This is a genomic window from Wandonia sp. (assembly GCF_984588085.1).
In genome coordinates this window covers 1-15,514 of sequence record NZ_CFIGVI010000058.1, presented here as the reverse complement: position 1 = coordinate 15,514, position 15,514 = coordinate 1, and the positions used below count along the sequence as shown (strand labels likewise).

At 39.7% G+C, this 15,514-nt stretch carries 16 protein-coding genes; 11 read left to right on the top strand and 5 right to left on the bottom strand.

Annotation, left to right across the window (positions count from 1 at the left end; translation table 11 throughout):
- The 3 genes from AC4PL9_RS14110 to AC4PL9_RS14100 form a co-directional block, all read left to right on the top strand.
- Positions 1 to 1,038 (top strand): hypothetical protein (locus tag AC4PL9_RS14110; protein ID WP_491605391.1); only part of this gene is annotated, 1,038 nt, incomplete at its 5' end.
- 74 nt (positions 1,039 to 1,112) lie between these two features.
- A complete protein-coding gene (locus tag AC4PL9_RS14105; RefSeq protein ID WP_491605390.1) occupies positions 1,113 to 2,405 on the top strand; it encodes an ATP-binding protein in 1,293 nt (430 codons plus the stop codon).
- A 3-nt stretch (positions 2,406 to 2,408) separates the two neighbouring features.
- The gene (locus tag AC4PL9_RS14100) at positions 2,409 to 3,713 is read left to right on the top strand and encodes a hypothetical protein (protein WP_491605389.1); all 1,305 of its coding nucleotides are present in this window, start codon (positions 2,409 to 2,411) and stop codon (positions 3,711 to 3,713) included.
- Here AC4PL9_RS14100 and AC4PL9_RS14095 read toward each other — a convergent pair whose 3' ends face one another.
- Positions 3,714 to 4,079: a DUF983 domain-containing protein gene (locus AC4PL9_RS14095; protein ID WP_491605388.1), complete on the bottom strand. Its 366-nt coding sequence runs from the start codon at positions 4,077 to 4,079 to the stop codon at positions 3,714 to 3,716.
- An 89-nt stretch (positions 4,080 to 4,168) separates the two neighbouring features.
- Here AC4PL9_RS14095 and AC4PL9_RS14090 point away from each other — a divergent pair, with 89 nt between their 5' ends.
- From AC4PL9_RS14090 to nadD, 6 genes are all read left to right on the top strand, one after another.
- On the top strand, positions 4,169 to 5,032 hold the full coding sequence (locus tag AC4PL9_RS14090) for a helix-turn-helix domain-containing protein (RefSeq protein WP_491605387.1): 864 nt from the start codon (positions 4,169 to 4,171) through the stop codon (positions 5,030 to 5,032).
- Positions 5,033 to 5,109: 77 nt separating this feature from the next.
- The gene (purN, locus tag AC4PL9_RS14085; RefSeq protein ID WP_491605386.1) at positions 5,110 to 5,679 is read left to right on the top strand and encodes a phosphoribosylglycinamide formyltransferase; all 570 of its coding nucleotides are present in this window, start codon (positions 5,110 to 5,112) and stop codon (positions 5,677 to 5,679) included.
- Complete coding sequence (locus AC4PL9_RS14080) at positions 5,673 to 6,254, top strand: MarC family protein (RefSeq protein WP_491605385.1); 582 nt, start codon at positions 5,673 to 5,675, stop codon at positions 6,252 to 6,254. Before purN ends, AC4PL9_RS14080 begins: the two co-directional genes overlap by 7 nt.
- A gap of 50 nt (positions 6,255 to 6,304) precedes the next feature.
- Positions 6,305 to 7,174: a YicC/YloC family endoribonuclease gene (locus AC4PL9_RS14075; protein ID WP_491605384.1), complete on the top strand. Its 870-nt coding sequence runs from the start codon at positions 6,305 to 6,307 to the stop codon at positions 7,172 to 7,174.
- Between the two features lie 3 nt (positions 7,175 to 7,177).
- Positions 7,178 to 7,747, top strand: coding sequence for a guanylate kinase (gene gmk / locus AC4PL9_RS14070; RefSeq protein ID WP_491605383.1), 570 nt, complete (start codon positions 7,178 to 7,180; stop codon positions 7,745 to 7,747).
- On the top strand, positions 7,744 to 8,355 hold the full coding sequence (nadD, locus tag AC4PL9_RS14065; protein ID WP_343784369.1) for a nicotinate (nicotinamide) nucleotide adenylyltransferase: 612 nt from the start codon (positions 7,744 to 7,746) through the stop codon (positions 8,353 to 8,355). Before gmk ends, nadD begins: the two co-directional genes overlap by 4 nt.
- A gap of 17 nt (positions 8,356 to 8,372) precedes the next feature.
- Here the strand turns inward: nadD and AC4PL9_RS14060 are convergent, their stop codons facing one another.
- The 3 genes from AC4PL9_RS14060 to AC4PL9_RS14050 are packed head-to-tail and all read right to left on the bottom strand — an operon-like array spanning position 8,373 to position 10,779.
- Entirely contained in the window at positions 8,373 to 8,726 is a 354-nt protein-coding gene (locus AC4PL9_RS14060) for a DUF4296 domain-containing protein (RefSeq protein WP_491605382.1), read from the bottom strand.
- Positions 8,726 to 10,066: a dihydroorotase gene (locus AC4PL9_RS14055; protein ID WP_491605381.1), complete on the bottom strand. Its 1,341-nt coding sequence runs from the start codon at positions 10,064 to 10,066 to the stop codon at positions 8,726 to 8,728. Before AC4PL9_RS14055 ends, AC4PL9_RS14060 begins: the two co-directional genes overlap by 1 nt.
- On the bottom strand, positions 10,063 to 10,779 hold the full coding sequence (locus tag AC4PL9_RS14050) for a polyprenol monophosphomannose synthase (RefSeq protein ID WP_491605380.1): 717 nt from the start codon (positions 10,777 to 10,779) through the stop codon (positions 10,063 to 10,065). Before AC4PL9_RS14050 ends, AC4PL9_RS14055 begins: the two co-directional genes overlap by 4 nt.
- 102 nt (positions 10,780 to 10,881) lie before the next feature.
- Between AC4PL9_RS14050 and AC4PL9_RS14045 the strand changes: the two genes are divergently transcribed.
- Positions 10,882 to 12,276: a choice-of-anchor B family protein gene (locus AC4PL9_RS14045; RefSeq protein WP_491605379.1), complete on the top strand. Its 1,395-nt coding sequence runs from the start codon at positions 10,882 to 10,884 to the stop codon at positions 12,274 to 12,276.
- Between the two features lie 263 nt (positions 12,277 to 12,539).
- On the top strand, positions 12,540 to 12,950 hold the full coding sequence (locus AC4PL9_RS14040) for a hypothetical protein (RefSeq protein WP_491605378.1): 411 nt from the start codon (positions 12,540 to 12,542) through the stop codon (positions 12,948 to 12,950).
- Between the two features lie 68 nt (positions 12,951 to 13,018).
- Here AC4PL9_RS14040 and AC4PL9_RS14035 read toward each other — a convergent pair whose 3' ends face one another.
- Positions 13,019 to 15,370 carry a T9SS type A sorting domain-containing protein gene (locus AC4PL9_RS14035; protein ID WP_491605377.1) on the bottom strand — a complete coding sequence of 784 codons (2,352 nt, stop codon included), beginning with the start codon at positions 15,368 to 15,370 and terminating at the stop codon, positions 13,019 to 13,021.
- Positions 15,371 to 15,514 lie beyond the last annotated feature (144 nt).

The window sequence follows — 15,514 nt, the reverse complement described above, 5'->3', positions numbered from 1 at the left end:
GGATTAGAAAAAGAAGCAGATGTGATGGGGACTAAGGCGCTACAAATGAAAAGTTCCAATTCAGAAAACAAACTAGTTTCTAATAATAATTCGAATTTATTACAATTAAAATCTGAAGTTGTTTGGAATTCACAACAATTCAATTATCTCGATAGAAACGGAGAAAGGAAAACAAAAGAAGTTGGAGGATCAATGACTGCTATGCTTGATCCAAAGACTCCTATTAAAGGAGCAAATGCAAAATCTACCTTTCAAAAGGATATGTATGATGATCTTAAATTGTACTGGAACCCTGGAGCTAAATATTGGGTTCGCGGACACTTACTTAATGCAAATTTAGGTGGTCCTAATGTAGCTCCAAATCTCTTTCCAATTACCGGGCATGCAAATGGTGATCATCTTAATTATGTAGAAAATCATGTTAAGAACTGGATAATTGGGGGGAAGAAAGTAAAATATTCAGTAATAGCAAAACAGGAGGCAGGTGACGTAACTATTGGTCAAGAATCTGTTCCTAATGCAGCAGGTTCATTAAATTGTCAGGCAGAAATAATTGGAGAGGACAAAAAAATAAGTAGGTTAATAAAGTCTGAACCCGTTCAGAGACCGAGTAAAAATGGAGCAGTACTTGCAGGACATACTTCTAGCTGGCAACGAAATGAATTTCAGGGCGACAACCAATATGATAAGCTCTTTATTGATTGGACCGAAGATCAATTAAAATTCACTCTTCATCTAATTAACAACAATTTTAATTATCGCGATGCAATTAGTTCTGTACCAATAACATTAGATGAACTAGGGGCAATTCATGATACACTAAATGAAATAAAATCTATAATCGAAAATGAATCTGAAGATCATGATTTGAATGATGGAGAATCTTCCGATACACAAACGGATACTGTTGGAAGTCAAGTAATAAATACAGCATTAAAAGAATGGCTACAAACTAGTTTTTCTGATTCAAAAGCTGAAGAGTGGCTGACGGCTAAACGTGATAGTAACACGATAAATGAGTATAAGTATAGTTCTTGAAAATAAACTAATTAATATATTCTGAAATCCAGATTTGAAAAAGAAGGGGGACATTATCCTAAATAACTAAAAAAATGACAATATCCTTTCAATTGTTACTCCACACCGCTTTCTCGCTTTACTTCCGGCACGAAAGCGAATACAACTCCCTGCGGGAAATTTCGTTGGGTGACGATGAATTGTCAATGCTTACCAAACGCGAATTAACCTGGGAAGAAAAGATAGTTTTACTATTGGCTATTATACCACACATCTACCCACAGGCACTGGATTTGTTTTTCATTCAAAACAAAGAACTGGATCGACCATACACCGAATTTGGCGGATGGAAGGGAACTTCACATGGCGGTTTTCTGCCGACAGGAGAGACAGCAGCGTTTATCTTATCCGTTGATAATCCGGAAAGCCGCTCGTTGGTTGTGCAATTGTTTAGCAAAGAACACTGGTTCCATCAGGAAAATATTTTGCGTTTGGAAGATCAGGGTTCCGGAGAACCTTTTTTAAGTGGAAAGCTTATTGTTTCTGAGGAATTTCTTGCAAAAGTGTTGAACAATGGTGTGTATCGACCGGATTACAGCAGTGATTTTCCTGCTAAAAGGGTGGAAACGCAGTTGGAATGGGAAGACCTTGTGCTACCATATCATTTACGGGAAGATTTGGAGAACATTTCCCAATGGTTGGAACACGAACAAGAGATACGATCGCGATGGAAGTTGAACAAATACATTAAACGAGGGTATCGTTCCTTGTTTTATGGGCCGCCCGGGACAGGTAAAACACTGGCTGCTTCTCTTCTCGGGAAAAAACATGAGCTGGAAGTTTATCGGATTGATCTTTCTATGATTGTCTCCAAATACATTGGTGAAACCGAAAAAAACCTGGCTAAGATCTTCGACCGGGCCGAACATCAGAATTGGATTTTGTTTTTTGATGAAGCAGATGCGCTGTTTGGAAAACGTTCGGACACCAACTCTTCGAATGACAGGCATGCTAATCAGGAAGTAGCTTATTTGCTACAACGAATAGAGGATTTTCCGGGAATGATAGTGTTGGCAACCAACCTGAAAGATAATCTCGATGAAGCATTTTTCAGGCGTTTTCAGTCGGTGCTGTACTTCCCTATGCCGGATGAGAGCTCCCGGATGCGATTATGGGAACAGATGCTACCCGGAGAGTGGATGGAAGCAGCTGATCCGGATCTTCTTTTGGACGCGGCGCAAATAGAACTTTCGGGGGGGAGCATGATCAATGTTGTACAGCGCTGTGCGCTTCAGTTGTATCAGGCAGAAAATCCGGTTTTGACAAAAGAAATTCTGGATGAAGCTATTCGGAAGGAACAGGAAAAAGAAGGGAAAATAACGTATTAAAAAATGAAAAAAGCAGGTATGAAAGCGATTCGATTACTCTTTTTGTGGGGTTCAGCAGGCTTACTGTTTCCGGTAAATGCGCAGGAATATAAATGCTATACCTGCGAAACAGGATATGATGGAGGTGTCTTCGAAATATTCACGTTACATGACAGTGTGGTCGTAACGGAAACCGTTTACGATACGGTCTACATTTCTGAATTAAATGACCTTACCGGGCATTTTAACATGTCATTTGATGAATTTTTTGATTCATTTACCGAATATATCCGAAGCAGAGACACCGTAAAAAGATCTCCGGCAGAAACGGTATACCTGAGTGATATTCAGGCAACACTACATGCGTATATCAGAAAGTACAGGTATGTATTGAGTGAATATCAGGTTGATTTTTCAAAAGACCGGTTTAAAATTCATAAAAATGAAAAAATTTTACCGGACAACCTTCCCGACTCAATGCCTTTGGATATTATGTTCACATTACAGGGAAAGTTGAACACAACCAACTTCCTGAAAACACCAAACCAGCAGGTAAGGGTCGTTTACAAGATTTTTTCAGATATCGTCAAAGCATCGTATAGGAAACAGTATAAAAAAATAGGGGTTAACTTCTATTTTCCGGACTTCTCCTTCCACGAAAAGCGTGCAATGGCGCAATTTGTCAAATCAGTAAGTCTTGTTGTGGACAGCACCAGGATTCCCGAAATAAAAAATCTACCGCTTTACTTTACATTTGATACGGAAGAAGGTAAAAAGAACCAAAGTTATCTGGTCGGTTTGTCCAGCATGGTTGATAGTGTTTTTTTAGCGACTCCAGATGCTTCATTGGCGCTTACTTTCGAATCTTTGGATAGTAAAGAAACGATGGAAATTTCCTGGATGAAGCAGTTACTGAACCAGTTCTATCTTGCCCGGTTCGACACAGGAGATTTCCCGGAAACCAGTAATCAGGTACTATTAATTGAAGACGTGAAAACACTGATGAATGCCGACTACCCGGATGCCTACTGGGAATATTATCTCCTTTCTATATTCGGAATACTATTTATTCTCTTAATAGGAAGCATGTGCTATATTTTTCTTCCTTCCTTCGCAAATTTTGTTCACGAGTATTCAATGTACGTGTTCGCCGGAGGGATATTGCTGGTCTTGGAAATTTATCTATTATTTGTGTTCATGGTAGAATCCATGTCCAACACGGTTGTGTTTTCCTTTCAGAATAATAACACGATGCTTTTACTCCCGGTAATGCTCATATTTGTTATTCCTCTGATTAAAAAAGTAATCAGAACCCGCGAAAACCCGTAATTACTGAGCTTTTTGTTTTTTGTAATTAGAAGAAAACAAATAGCACCAGATAACCCGCGACAATCGGTAATTGATAGGAGCCAGAAGAAGAATGGGAAGAATTAAAAAAGGAATCATCCGAACATCCAGAAACTCATCAAAGAAAAACTGGCACAACACGAATACTGAAACACACTCAGCTACGGTAAGCGCATAACTGACATACATAGCACCGAAAAAGAAACCCGGTTCCTGTTCAAATTTTGTGTGACAATGTGAGCACCTTTCATTCATCGTTCCCACACGGAAAGGAAAAGTATAATTGAACATTTTACCTTCTTTACAGACAGGACACTTTCCACGGAGTATATTGGATAAAAGACTCATTTTTATTTGCAAAGTTTTTACAATTTATTGAATAAAAAAGTACCTTTAACAGACAAGTTATAGGACAAAAGGCGCAACACAAAAGGCAAATGTTACCCATTCTCAATATAGAATCATTTAGTAGAGATGAAATAGATTTTCACTATGTCAATGATTTCAGAAACCATATTGCTACGCACCACGATCAGGTGACAGAACCGCATAAACACGACTTTTTTTTATTTGTGCTGTTTACGAGGGGAAACGGATTTCATGAAATAGATTTTGACAGGTACGAGATTTGTGCCGGTAGTTTATTTGTCATTTGTCCCGGACAGACACACTCCTGGACAGTCTCGGATGACATCGACGGATACATTTTGTTCCACGCGGCAGATCAGGTGTTTAACAAAGGAAGTTTTCCAACCGGAGCCACTACGGGGTTTAATCAGTTTTCACACTTATTGTTGAATACGGAAGAACTCCGGAGAAAGGAACAATTATTTCAAAACCTTTTACAGGAATACAGGGGAGACAATATGTTTCGTAATAAGATGTTGGTTGCACTGATACAGGTTTTACACGTTGAAGTCCTGCGAGTCGGGTACGCAAACAGTCATAAGGACACAAAAGAAAATTACCGGAGAATACAACAGTATAACGAACTGATTACGTTAATTGAAACTCATTTTATTACTGAAAAACGCCCTGCATTTTACGCCGATAAAATGAACTTTTCGATCAAACACTTGAACCGGATCACCAATCAGGTAATCGGGAAATCCACCTCGCAGCTTATTTACGAACGGATCTCCGTTGAAGCAAAAAGAATGCTTGTACACTCAGACAAAACGATCAAAGAGATTGCCTATTCTCTTGGTTTTGAGGATAGCGCCTATTTTTCACGTTTTTTCAGAAAAGAGAATAACAGTACACCTAAACGATTCCGGCAGAAGTATCTGGGAACCGTATAGCTGAATTGGGTTGATGCCATTTCCAAACAAAAAAATGTAGGACTTATTAGTCTGTATGTCGTACCTTTGTGCCCGCAATGAAAAAACGATTGGCCATATTTGCTTCCGGCAACGGTTCTAATGCAGAAAAATTAATGCATTATTTTGCTGAAAACCCGCACGCAGAAGTAACACTTGTTGTTTCCAATAAACCAGATGCAGGTGTTCTGAAGCATGCAGAAAATCACACGGTGGAAACATGTGTGTTTGAAAATGCAGATTTTGTGTCGGGAGAGAAAGTATTAGCTAACCTGCAACAAAGAGACATCGATTATATTGTGTTGGCAGGATTTCTTCGCAAAATTCCGGATGCACTGATTGCAGCGTATGCGCGCAGGATTATTAATATTCACCCGGCTTTATTACCTAAATTTGGAGGGAAAGGCATGTATGGCATGCACGTACATAAGGCTGTGAAAGAAGCAGGAGAAACGACAACGGGAATTACTATTCACCTTGTTGATGAAGAATTTGACAACGGGGAACATCTGGCACAATATACCTGTCCTGTAAACGAAGAAGATACTCCGGCAACCATTGCCGCCAAAGTTCAGTCTTTGGAGCATCAGTATTTTGGTCCAACCATTGAAAAATATATTACATGTTAGACGGATTTTCTTTATCTGAAATGGGTAAGGCTACGATGGTCTTATTCGCAGTAATTGACATAATTGGCTCTATTCCTCTTATTATCAAGATAAAATCGGGGGCAGGGGAGATCTATGCCTGGCGTACTTCTATTGTAGCCATGGGAATTATGCTGGCCTTTCTTTTTCTGGGAGAAACGCTTTTAGGATGGTTGGGTGTTGATATTAAGTCCTTTGCAGTTGCCGGATCTTTAATTCTTTTTGCAATGAGTCTGGAGATGATTCTGGGAATAACCTTATTTAAAGAAGAAGGGACTCCAAAAACGGCGTCTATCGTTCCTCTTGCTTTTCCTATCATAGCAGGAGCAGGCTCTATGACGTCATTGGTTGCGCTACGGGCTGAGTTTGAGACGATAAACATTGTAATTGCTATACTCATTAATATAACCATTGTTTATATTGTACTGAAACTTACCCGACAATTCGAAAAATTATTAGGACCGGGAGGTTTGGCAATTATCAAAAAAGTATTTGGTATTATTCTGCTTGCTATTGCCGTAAAACTGTTTACCAGCAATATCAAGGAGTTGTTCTGATTCGTACAGAGTTCTCGTAAAATAACTACTTTTGTCAAAAGAATAAGCACATGTTGCACTCAATGACAGGTTTTGGTAAGGCTTCGGGAACTTACCTTCAGAAAAAAATAACAATCGAAATCCGATCGCTGAACAGCAAGTCTCTTGACTTAAACGTTCGTCTGATTCCCTTGTATAAGGAAAAGGAGATAGAATTGCGTAAGCAAGTCGGGACTTGTCTTGAAAGAGGGAAAGTAGAAGTAACCATTGCCGTTGAGAATAACGGTGAAGAGCGCAGTAGCGTCATTAATAAAGCAGTTGCGCGTGCCTATTTCAACGATATTAAGGATCTGGAGCAAGAGTTGGGAGTAAAATCTCCTGATCCGATCAGCCAATTACTGAGAATGTCGGATATTTTTGTAAATACCCGTGAAGAGCTGGATCCGGAGGAGTGGAAATTTGTGTCGGAACTTGTCGATGAAGCATTGCATCAGATGGAGGACTTCAGAATGCAGGAAGGAAAAAGTCTGCAGGCAGATTTTTCAGAACGGATTGCAGAAATTCGTGCTTTATTAGGTGAAGTGCAGCAATACGAAGAAGAGCGGATCATCACGATAAAGGAGCGTATGCAAAAGGCGTTGGATGAGAAGTTAGGAGAAGCATTGGATCAGAACCGACTGGAGCAGGAGTTTATCATGTATATTGAAAAACTGGATGTTTCCGAAGAAAAAGTACGTCTGGCAAATCACCTGAATTATTTTGAAGAAACAATGGTTTCCGGAAAAGGAGCCGGAAAAAAACTAGGTTTTATTTCGCAGGAAATCGGACGTGAAATTAATACACTGGGAAGCAAGTCCAATCATGTGGAAATGCAAAAACTGGTTGTAAAAATGAAAGATAACCTGGAGAAAATCAAAGAACAGGTTCTCAACACACTGTAAATTATGACAGAGGGTAAGTGCATCATATTTTCAGCTCCGTCAGGGGCAGGTAAGACAACAATCGTACATCATCTGTTATCCGGAGACTTTCCGTTGGAATTTTCTGTTTCGGCTTGTTCCCGTGATCCGCGTGGTCATGAAAAAGAGGGTAAGGACTATTATTTTCTGGGCGTTGAAGGGTTCAGAAAAAAAATTCAGGAAGAAGCATTCATTGAATGGGAAGAAGTGTACCCGGATCACTTTTACGGAACCTTGAAATCAGAAGTAAAACGTATTTGGGAACACGGAAAAGCGGTTATTTTTGATGTGGATGTCATTGGAGGTTTAAATCTGAAGAAGCAATTCGGAGATGCGGCACTTGCTATATTTGTACAACCACCCTCTGTAGAGGAATTGGAAAAAAGATTGCGTTATCGCAGTACAGAAACAGAAGAGAAAATCAGACAACGCTTAAACAAGGCATCGAGTGAGTTAAAATATGCGGATCAGTTTGATACAATTATTCTCAATGATAATCTTGAAAATGCTTTTGAACAGGCAGAGAAAGTGGTGAAAGAATTTTTGGAAGAATGAAAGTAGGACTTTATTTTGGCACATATAACCCTATCCACATCGGCCATCTGGTTATTGCAAACTACATGGCGGATTATACGGATTTGGATCAGATATGGTTAGTTGTAACACCACAAAACCCGCTTAAAAAGAAAGCTTCTCTTCTGGAAGACTATCACCGGTACGCATTGGTGGAAATTGCGATAGAAGATAATGACAACCTGCGAGTAAGCGATATCGAATTTAAGCTTCCGAAACCTTCCTATACTGCAACAACATTAGCCCATCTGAAAGAAAAGTATCCAGCTCACGAGTTTTGTCTTATTATGGGAGAAGATAACCTTCGTACCCTACATAAATGGCAGAACCATGACATTATATTGCGGGACCATGAGATTTATGTGTATCCCCGGGTGCTTACCATTCAGGAACAGCAGGAAGCGGATCAGTTGGGCTATAAACAGGATAACGGATTTATGGAACACGAGCATGTACACATTTGTGATGCTCCCGTTATGAAAGTTTCTTCGAGCTTTATACGCAATGCAATAAAAGAAGGGAAAAGTGTTCGCTATTTGCTGACAGATCCGGTTCACAAGTATATCGACGAAATGAATTTCTACCGATAAAAGCAGAACGAACCCACTTATTTAGGAAGTTGTACCTCCCGTATGGTAAGTGTATCGCTTATTTGGGTCAGAATCTCCTCCATTTGATCCGGAAATTTACCATAATACAACAAAGAGTTCTGAAAACGAGCGTAATCAACACCATGTTTACTGAGAAGAGAGTCTCCGCTGGCAATCATGATTTGTGTGTAATTATTCAATTGAACATACTTGCCCTGTACATGAGCTTCCAAAACGACCAAATCGGTTAAAACACGTGTAAAAGAATCCTGTGGAATTAAATCATCCGGAGCATCAATAGCGATTGATCTGGCTTCACAAGATGTCAGGAATAACACTATTCCGGATAAAAAAATAACCAGCCTGTACATTATCGGTCAAAATTGAGACGCATTCCCGCATTTTCTTCCACAATCTCCGTACCATTCCATACAACTTTACCGTTTACAAACGTAGCCATAATGTGATGATCAAAAGTTACCCCTTCAAAAGGAGACCACCCACATTTATACAGCAAATTGTCGCGCGTAACTGTTGTGGAAATCTTGGGATTGATCAAAACCAGGTCTGCATAATACCCTTCCCGGATAAAACCACGTTTATCAATTTGGAAAAGTTCGGCAGGTGCATGACACATTTTTTCGACAATGCGCTCCGGAGATATTTTTCCCTCCAGTGATTTTTGGAACATAGCCTGAAGAGCGTGTTGTACCAACGGTCCACCAGAAGGAGCGTTAAAATACGTTTGCTTTTTCTCCTCAAGTGTATGAGGTGCGTGATCCGTAGCGATAACATCAATTCTGTTGTCGAGAACAGCTTCCCAGATTGCATCTCTGTCTTCGGCCCGTTTTACCGCAGGATTCCATTTAATCAAGGTTCCTTTTTCCTCGTAATCGGCATCAGTAAACCACAGATGATGAATACAGGCTTCTGCTGTAATTCGCTTCTCTTTCAACGGAATATCATTTCGGAAAAGAGACAATTCCTTCGCAGTACTGATATGTAAAATATGAAGTCTTGTGTTGTGCTTTTTGGCTAATTCAACAGCCATAGAAGAAGAAAGATAACAGGCTTCTTCAGAACGAATCAGCGGGTGGGCAGAAATAGGCACATCCTCACCATACTGCTCTCTGTATGTTTCTATATTTCGGCGAATTGTAGCTTCGTCTTCACAGTGTGTGGCAATCAGCATGGGAACCTCCGAAAAGATCCGGTCCAACGTACTGCGTTGATCCACAAGCATATTTCCGGTAGAAGAACCCATAAAAACCTTCACTCCGCAAACCGTGTCCGGATTTGTCTTTAAAACCTCCTCTATATTATCATTGGAGGCACCCATGAAGAATGAGTAATTCGTAACGGCTTTTTGAGCAGCGATAGCATACTTGTCCTCAAGAAGTTCCTGCGTAAGTGTATTCGGCACGGTATTCGGCATTTCCATAAAGGAAGTTATACCTCCGGCCGCTGCGGCTCTAGATTCACTTGAAATATCTGCTTTATGGGTTAAGCCCGGTTCACGAAAATGAACCTGATCGTCAATAGCACCCGGAATTACATACATTCCTTCAGCACTGATTTCTTTAAATCCCTCAGGGGTATCAATCCGTTCTTCTATTTTTGTAATAATCTTATCTTCAATTTGAATATCAACGTGTTTTCGTTTTCCCTCGTTGATAACCAAACCGCCTTTTATTACAACACCTTTGCTCATAGATTCATTTTTTTCATTTTCCAGACACCCCAGAAAGCTTCTTTAAAAATTCCGATACTCATTTTGGATTCCCCAAATTGTCTGTCGATAAATGTGATGGGGACTTCTGCGGGACGAAAACCATGCTTTACGGCCGCATACTTCATACAAATCTGGAAAGCATACCCTTTAAACCGGATATTATTAAAATTAATCGTTTCCAGAACTTCTCTTTTGTAACATTTAAAGCCGGCCGTTGTGTCTTTTATATTGATCCAAAGCACCATACGAACGTAAATCGAGGCAAAATAAGACATCAGGATACGGTTTAGCGGCCAGTTTTTTACTTTTCCGCCTTTACAATAACGCGAACCAATGCTAAAATCTCCTTTACCGTTTTTGCAAGCTTCATACAAACGGATCAAATCTTCCGGATTGTGCGAAAAATCGGCGTCCATCTCAAAAATATACTCATAGTCTTTTTTCAGACTCCAGTTGAAACCATGGATGTAGGCGGTACCAAGTCCTTGTTTCCCCTGCCTTTCTTCCAGGTGTAAACGCCCGGGAAATTCAAGCATTAAGGATCGGATGATTTGAGCAGTTCCGTCGGGAGAGGCATCGTCAATAATCAGAATATCAAACGCTTTGTCAAACGAGAAAACCGTTCGAATCATTCGTTCGATGTTGTCTTTTTCATTATATGTTGGTATAACTACAACGCTGTCAGATGCCATAAGTTCTTTCTGGTTCGCTAAGATAAAGCAAATCTGTCGTAAAATGTAATACGTTTGGCTTTTCTTCGTTTTTCCTATCTTTACAGTAACTTTTTTTAACAAATGCGTCAGGTACCCGTTTTCCTTGTTTTTTTTCTCTTGTTGAGTACACTTGTTGCACAGGAACATAAAAATGTGTTTTTGTTGGACAATTGGACAACAGACACCCTGATGACTCATGGTTTTGATGAAATATCATTCAACGAAACCTGGGGCTTTGTAAAAGATGGAGAAGAGTATGCGGTTATTGGCTCGACAGAAGGAACTCACTTTTTTCACATTACAGAAGATGACAAGTTGGATCCGGTTGATTTTGTTCGGGGTAAGTTTTCTTCTCCGCAGGTTGTTCACCGGGACTTTCACGACTACGGAGGTTATCTGTATGCGGTGTGCGATGAAGGTTCCAGTTCACTTCAGATCATTGACTTGCAATACCTACCGGATTCGGTTCATGTAGCAGCTGAAGACAGTATTCAGTTCGGAAGAATACACAATATCTTTATAGACAGTTCTTCCGCATTACTTTATGTCTGTAAGCTGACACCTTTGATTTTGAATCCTACATTTTCTTTTACATCGATGAAAGTATTTTCTCTGGCAGATCCGCTAAACCCGGTAGAAGTATTCGGGGGATTTGAACACATTGGAGAAGTACACGATGCTTATGTTATAAATGATACCGCCTATTTGAATTGTGGGTATGATGGTCTGCATATTTATGATTTTTCGAACCCTTCAACACCGGTTCTTTTAGGTTCTATGACCATTTATCTGGATCAGGGATATAATCACTCAGGATGGCTTTCCCCGGATAGAAAATACTATTATTTTGTTGACGAAACCGAAGGAAAGCAGATAAAAAAGGTAAACGTTGAGGATATCGCCAACCCGACGATTGTCGGAATCTTTGGTTCGAATTTTACGCAGGGTTCTATTCCACACAATGTAATGGCAACGGATAAACTAATTTTCGTTTCGTATTACAACGAGGGGTTCAGGGTATATGATACCCGATTTAAACCACCCAAGGAAGTAGCGTATTACGACACATATCCCAGTGATGAAGGATTAGCTATGACCGGGGCATGGGGTGTATACTCTTTGCTGCCCAGCAAAAGAATCCTGGTTTCAGACATGAAAAACGGGTTGTTTTTATTCCGGTTTGAACAGGAAGTATTTGAAGTTCCACCGTCTTCCGTACCATTCAGTGTTTTCCCCAATCCGGCAGCATCCGGTTCAGAAGTGATTTTCCGGTTTTATGAAGATAATATCAGCAAAATAAAATTTTATTTGTACAATAATATGGGGCAGTTGATCTATTCTGAATCCAATGAGTTTAACGATTACTGGAAAATACGACTGGATTATGCAGCGGGGAGTTATAATTACATTGTGTATTATGAAAACTACCTCGGAGAGGAAACGTTACGACAGGGCCACCTGATTTTGCATGACTAATTTTTATCACGTTTTTGATTTTCTTAGATTAGCGTACTGAATTCTACAACAAAATCAGTATGTGTCGTTTTTTATTAGCATTACTTTTTATTATTCCGTTTTTGAGTTTTTCTCAAAATGATACTGTTGTAAAAAAGATTAAAACCAGACATTGTAACTATGGAGGTTTGGACTACAGAATATCTTCTATTAACGGATTATATGCAGGCTATAATTACTTGTATAAAGAACTTTTTTCGTTCAGATTCGAATCTGGCATATGCATGAGAAAGGCAGAAAACTTACCGGAAGATTATGTGGGCGGTTTAGGAAAAGGAGATCCTCAGGAACTCTTACTCTCCTTTGTAGGGATGGGAGGGGTTATTTTAGATTTGACTGGAAATGGAAAGTTCCGTATAAACTTTCAGGTAGGTGGAGGTGCATTAAGTTTCAGAAAATACAAGGACTGGAAGAAAATAGAGAGTTCGTCTGCTTTTGGGAAGGTGTTTAACAATAATTACTCTTATAACCAAGACAATTTTTGGAAAGCTTGTTTTGTGGTTGCCCCAAGAATTGAAATAGCATTTCTTCCTTATTTGGGAATTGCTATAACACCAGTAGCAGTATTCAATGGTTATAAAAATTACTATGGCGTGCAAATTGGAATTATGGGAGGAAAACTAAGAAGAAAATAAGCATGAAAAAGCGGTATCAGAGAAAGCTCTCTGATACCGCTGAAATGCAAAAAATAAACGAGTTTTAACTAGTGCTTAACAACCTGAATGGTCTGCTCCGAAATTCGAAGAAAATACACTCCGGACTCAACATCCGATAAATTCAGTTTTGTTAGAGGAGAATTCGTGGTTCCATGAAGAATAGTTTTTCCAGTTGCGTCTGTTACAACATATGATAATTCTTCTACAGACGTTTCCAGATAGAATAAACCTGTACCAGGATTTGGGAATAAGGTAAATGATTGTTCTTGCTCTTGTATTCCAGCAAAAATTAACTCTATACAATCACTGATTTTCGAGTGTTCTTGAATAGTGATTTCAACAGCATAACTTCCGTCTTCTTCTGCTGTATAACTCTGTTCTGTTGCTCCAGGAATAGGAGAAAACCCACTATTACAATCCAGCCATTGATACTCTGCTCCGGATTGAACTGCAGTTAAAGTGTTCAGGTTAGAGTTTACAGTAACGTCTATATAAAGAATGGTAAGATCCAGAGTAACTGTTGAATCGCAACCTGATGATGCTCCACCTGTAAAAGTATGTGACACAATGGTGCTGGATGTATAGGTTTGCCCATTACCCTCTGCCCAGGTAAAGGATTCATATGCGGTTTCTGAGACTGTATTTGTCAGGTGTTGATTAATTGATAGGTATAGAGTTACTGTGCTGTCACATCCTGAAGATGCACCACCAACAAAGGTGTGAGATGCAGTTGTACTGGATGTATAAGTTTGTCCGTTTCCTTCCGTCCAGGTATATGTCTCACAAGCACTTTCGTATATTGTATTTGTTGAGGGTTGCTTAATAGTTAGATTCAATGTTATGGTACTGTCACAACCGTATTGATTTGGCAAAACCCAGGTTGCTGAAAAGTTAGAATGCGTGTATGTATTCCCGTCTATCCAGGTATATGATTCACAAGCTTCAATGATATCAACACTACCATTAGCACATCCCATTTTAATTGTGAAAGCATCTTGTGATCCGTTTGACGTTAATTCATATGTATTTGCTCCAACAGCAAAATCAACTGTTTCAGAAAAGTCGCCATGCACGAAAACATCGTTTTGAATATTTACAGCGATACTGCGTCCTGCATCCGATTGTGTATTTCCAAAACCATGTACCCAAACAAAATCACCAGAGCTGGTATAGTGTACAACATATGCATCCTGAGCTCCAAGGGAAGTTAATTCAGAGGTGCCTACTCCCGGATCAAAATCAACAGTTTCTCTATAAGACCCTGTCATTACAACATCTCCTGAATTCATTACAGCAATACTTCTCGATTCATCGTTCATAGTACTTCCAAAGGTATTCACCCATAATAGTGAGCCGGAATTATCATATTTTGCAAGGAAGGCATCCACTCCTCCGGCTGATGTCCGCATTTCGGTACCTGCTCCGGGATCAAAATCTACCTGATCTGAGAATTGACCTCCCACGTATATATTATCTGTGCTGTCCGCTGTATTACAGAGTCCATAATCATTCTCTGTTCCTCCAATGCTTGTAGCAGAAATAAGGTCTCCAGAAGGGTTTAGCCTTACAGCATAAATATCAAACCCTCCATTTGATGTAAGGTTATTCACACCAGCATTAGGGTCAAAATCTACAATATCAGAAAAGCTTCCTGTTGCTACAATGTTTTCAGAATCATCTATTGCAATGTCGGAACCATATTCTTCAGAGGTGCCACCAAATTGTTTGGCCCAAATGAAATTACCATTACCATCCAGTTTCGAAATGAATACATCCATTTCTCCAAATGAAGTCAGTATTTCTGATCCTGTACCCGGGTCGAAATCGGCAGACGAGTAAAAATGACCAGTAGTATAAATATTACTGGAAGCATCTACTGCAATACCAAATGCAACATCTTCCGATACTCCTCCCATTTGCTTTACCCAAATTAGGTTTCCATAGGAGTTATACTTCGCTACGAAAATATCTGTTTGTCCTATTGCAGTTAACTCCTCTATACCAGTACCGGGGTCAAAATCAACAGTGCCTTCAAAGCTTCCGGTAATGCATACACTTCCTGTGTTTCGGTCAATTGCAATAGCATTACCAACATCATCTGAGTTGCCTCCTATTCCAAAAGCCCAAACCAGATTGCCGTCTGTATCAAGTTTGGACAAGTAGATATCTCTCGATCCCGAAGCTGTAAGATTGTGTACTCCCGTTCCAGGATCAAAATCGGCAGTACCGGCAAATAAACCGGTTGCGTACACGCTATTCCCATCTATTGCAAGAGCTTTTCCACTTTCGTATGAGGTTCCTCCCTGACCTGCGGCCCATTTTAATAAAGGAACTTGTGCGGTTAAAAAAGATGTAGTACTAAACAATAGCCCAATGGCGAGAAAGAGTTTACGTTTCATAAGTTAATGATTACAGTTTTCGCAAAGATAGGGAACAGAAAGTATAGTATCCTTGTGTTTTCGGCATTTAACATTTCAGCTTTCTTTTTAGAGAAAGCTTTTTCTATTACCAGGTAATAATAGTTGCGTTGTTTTCAGCAAAAA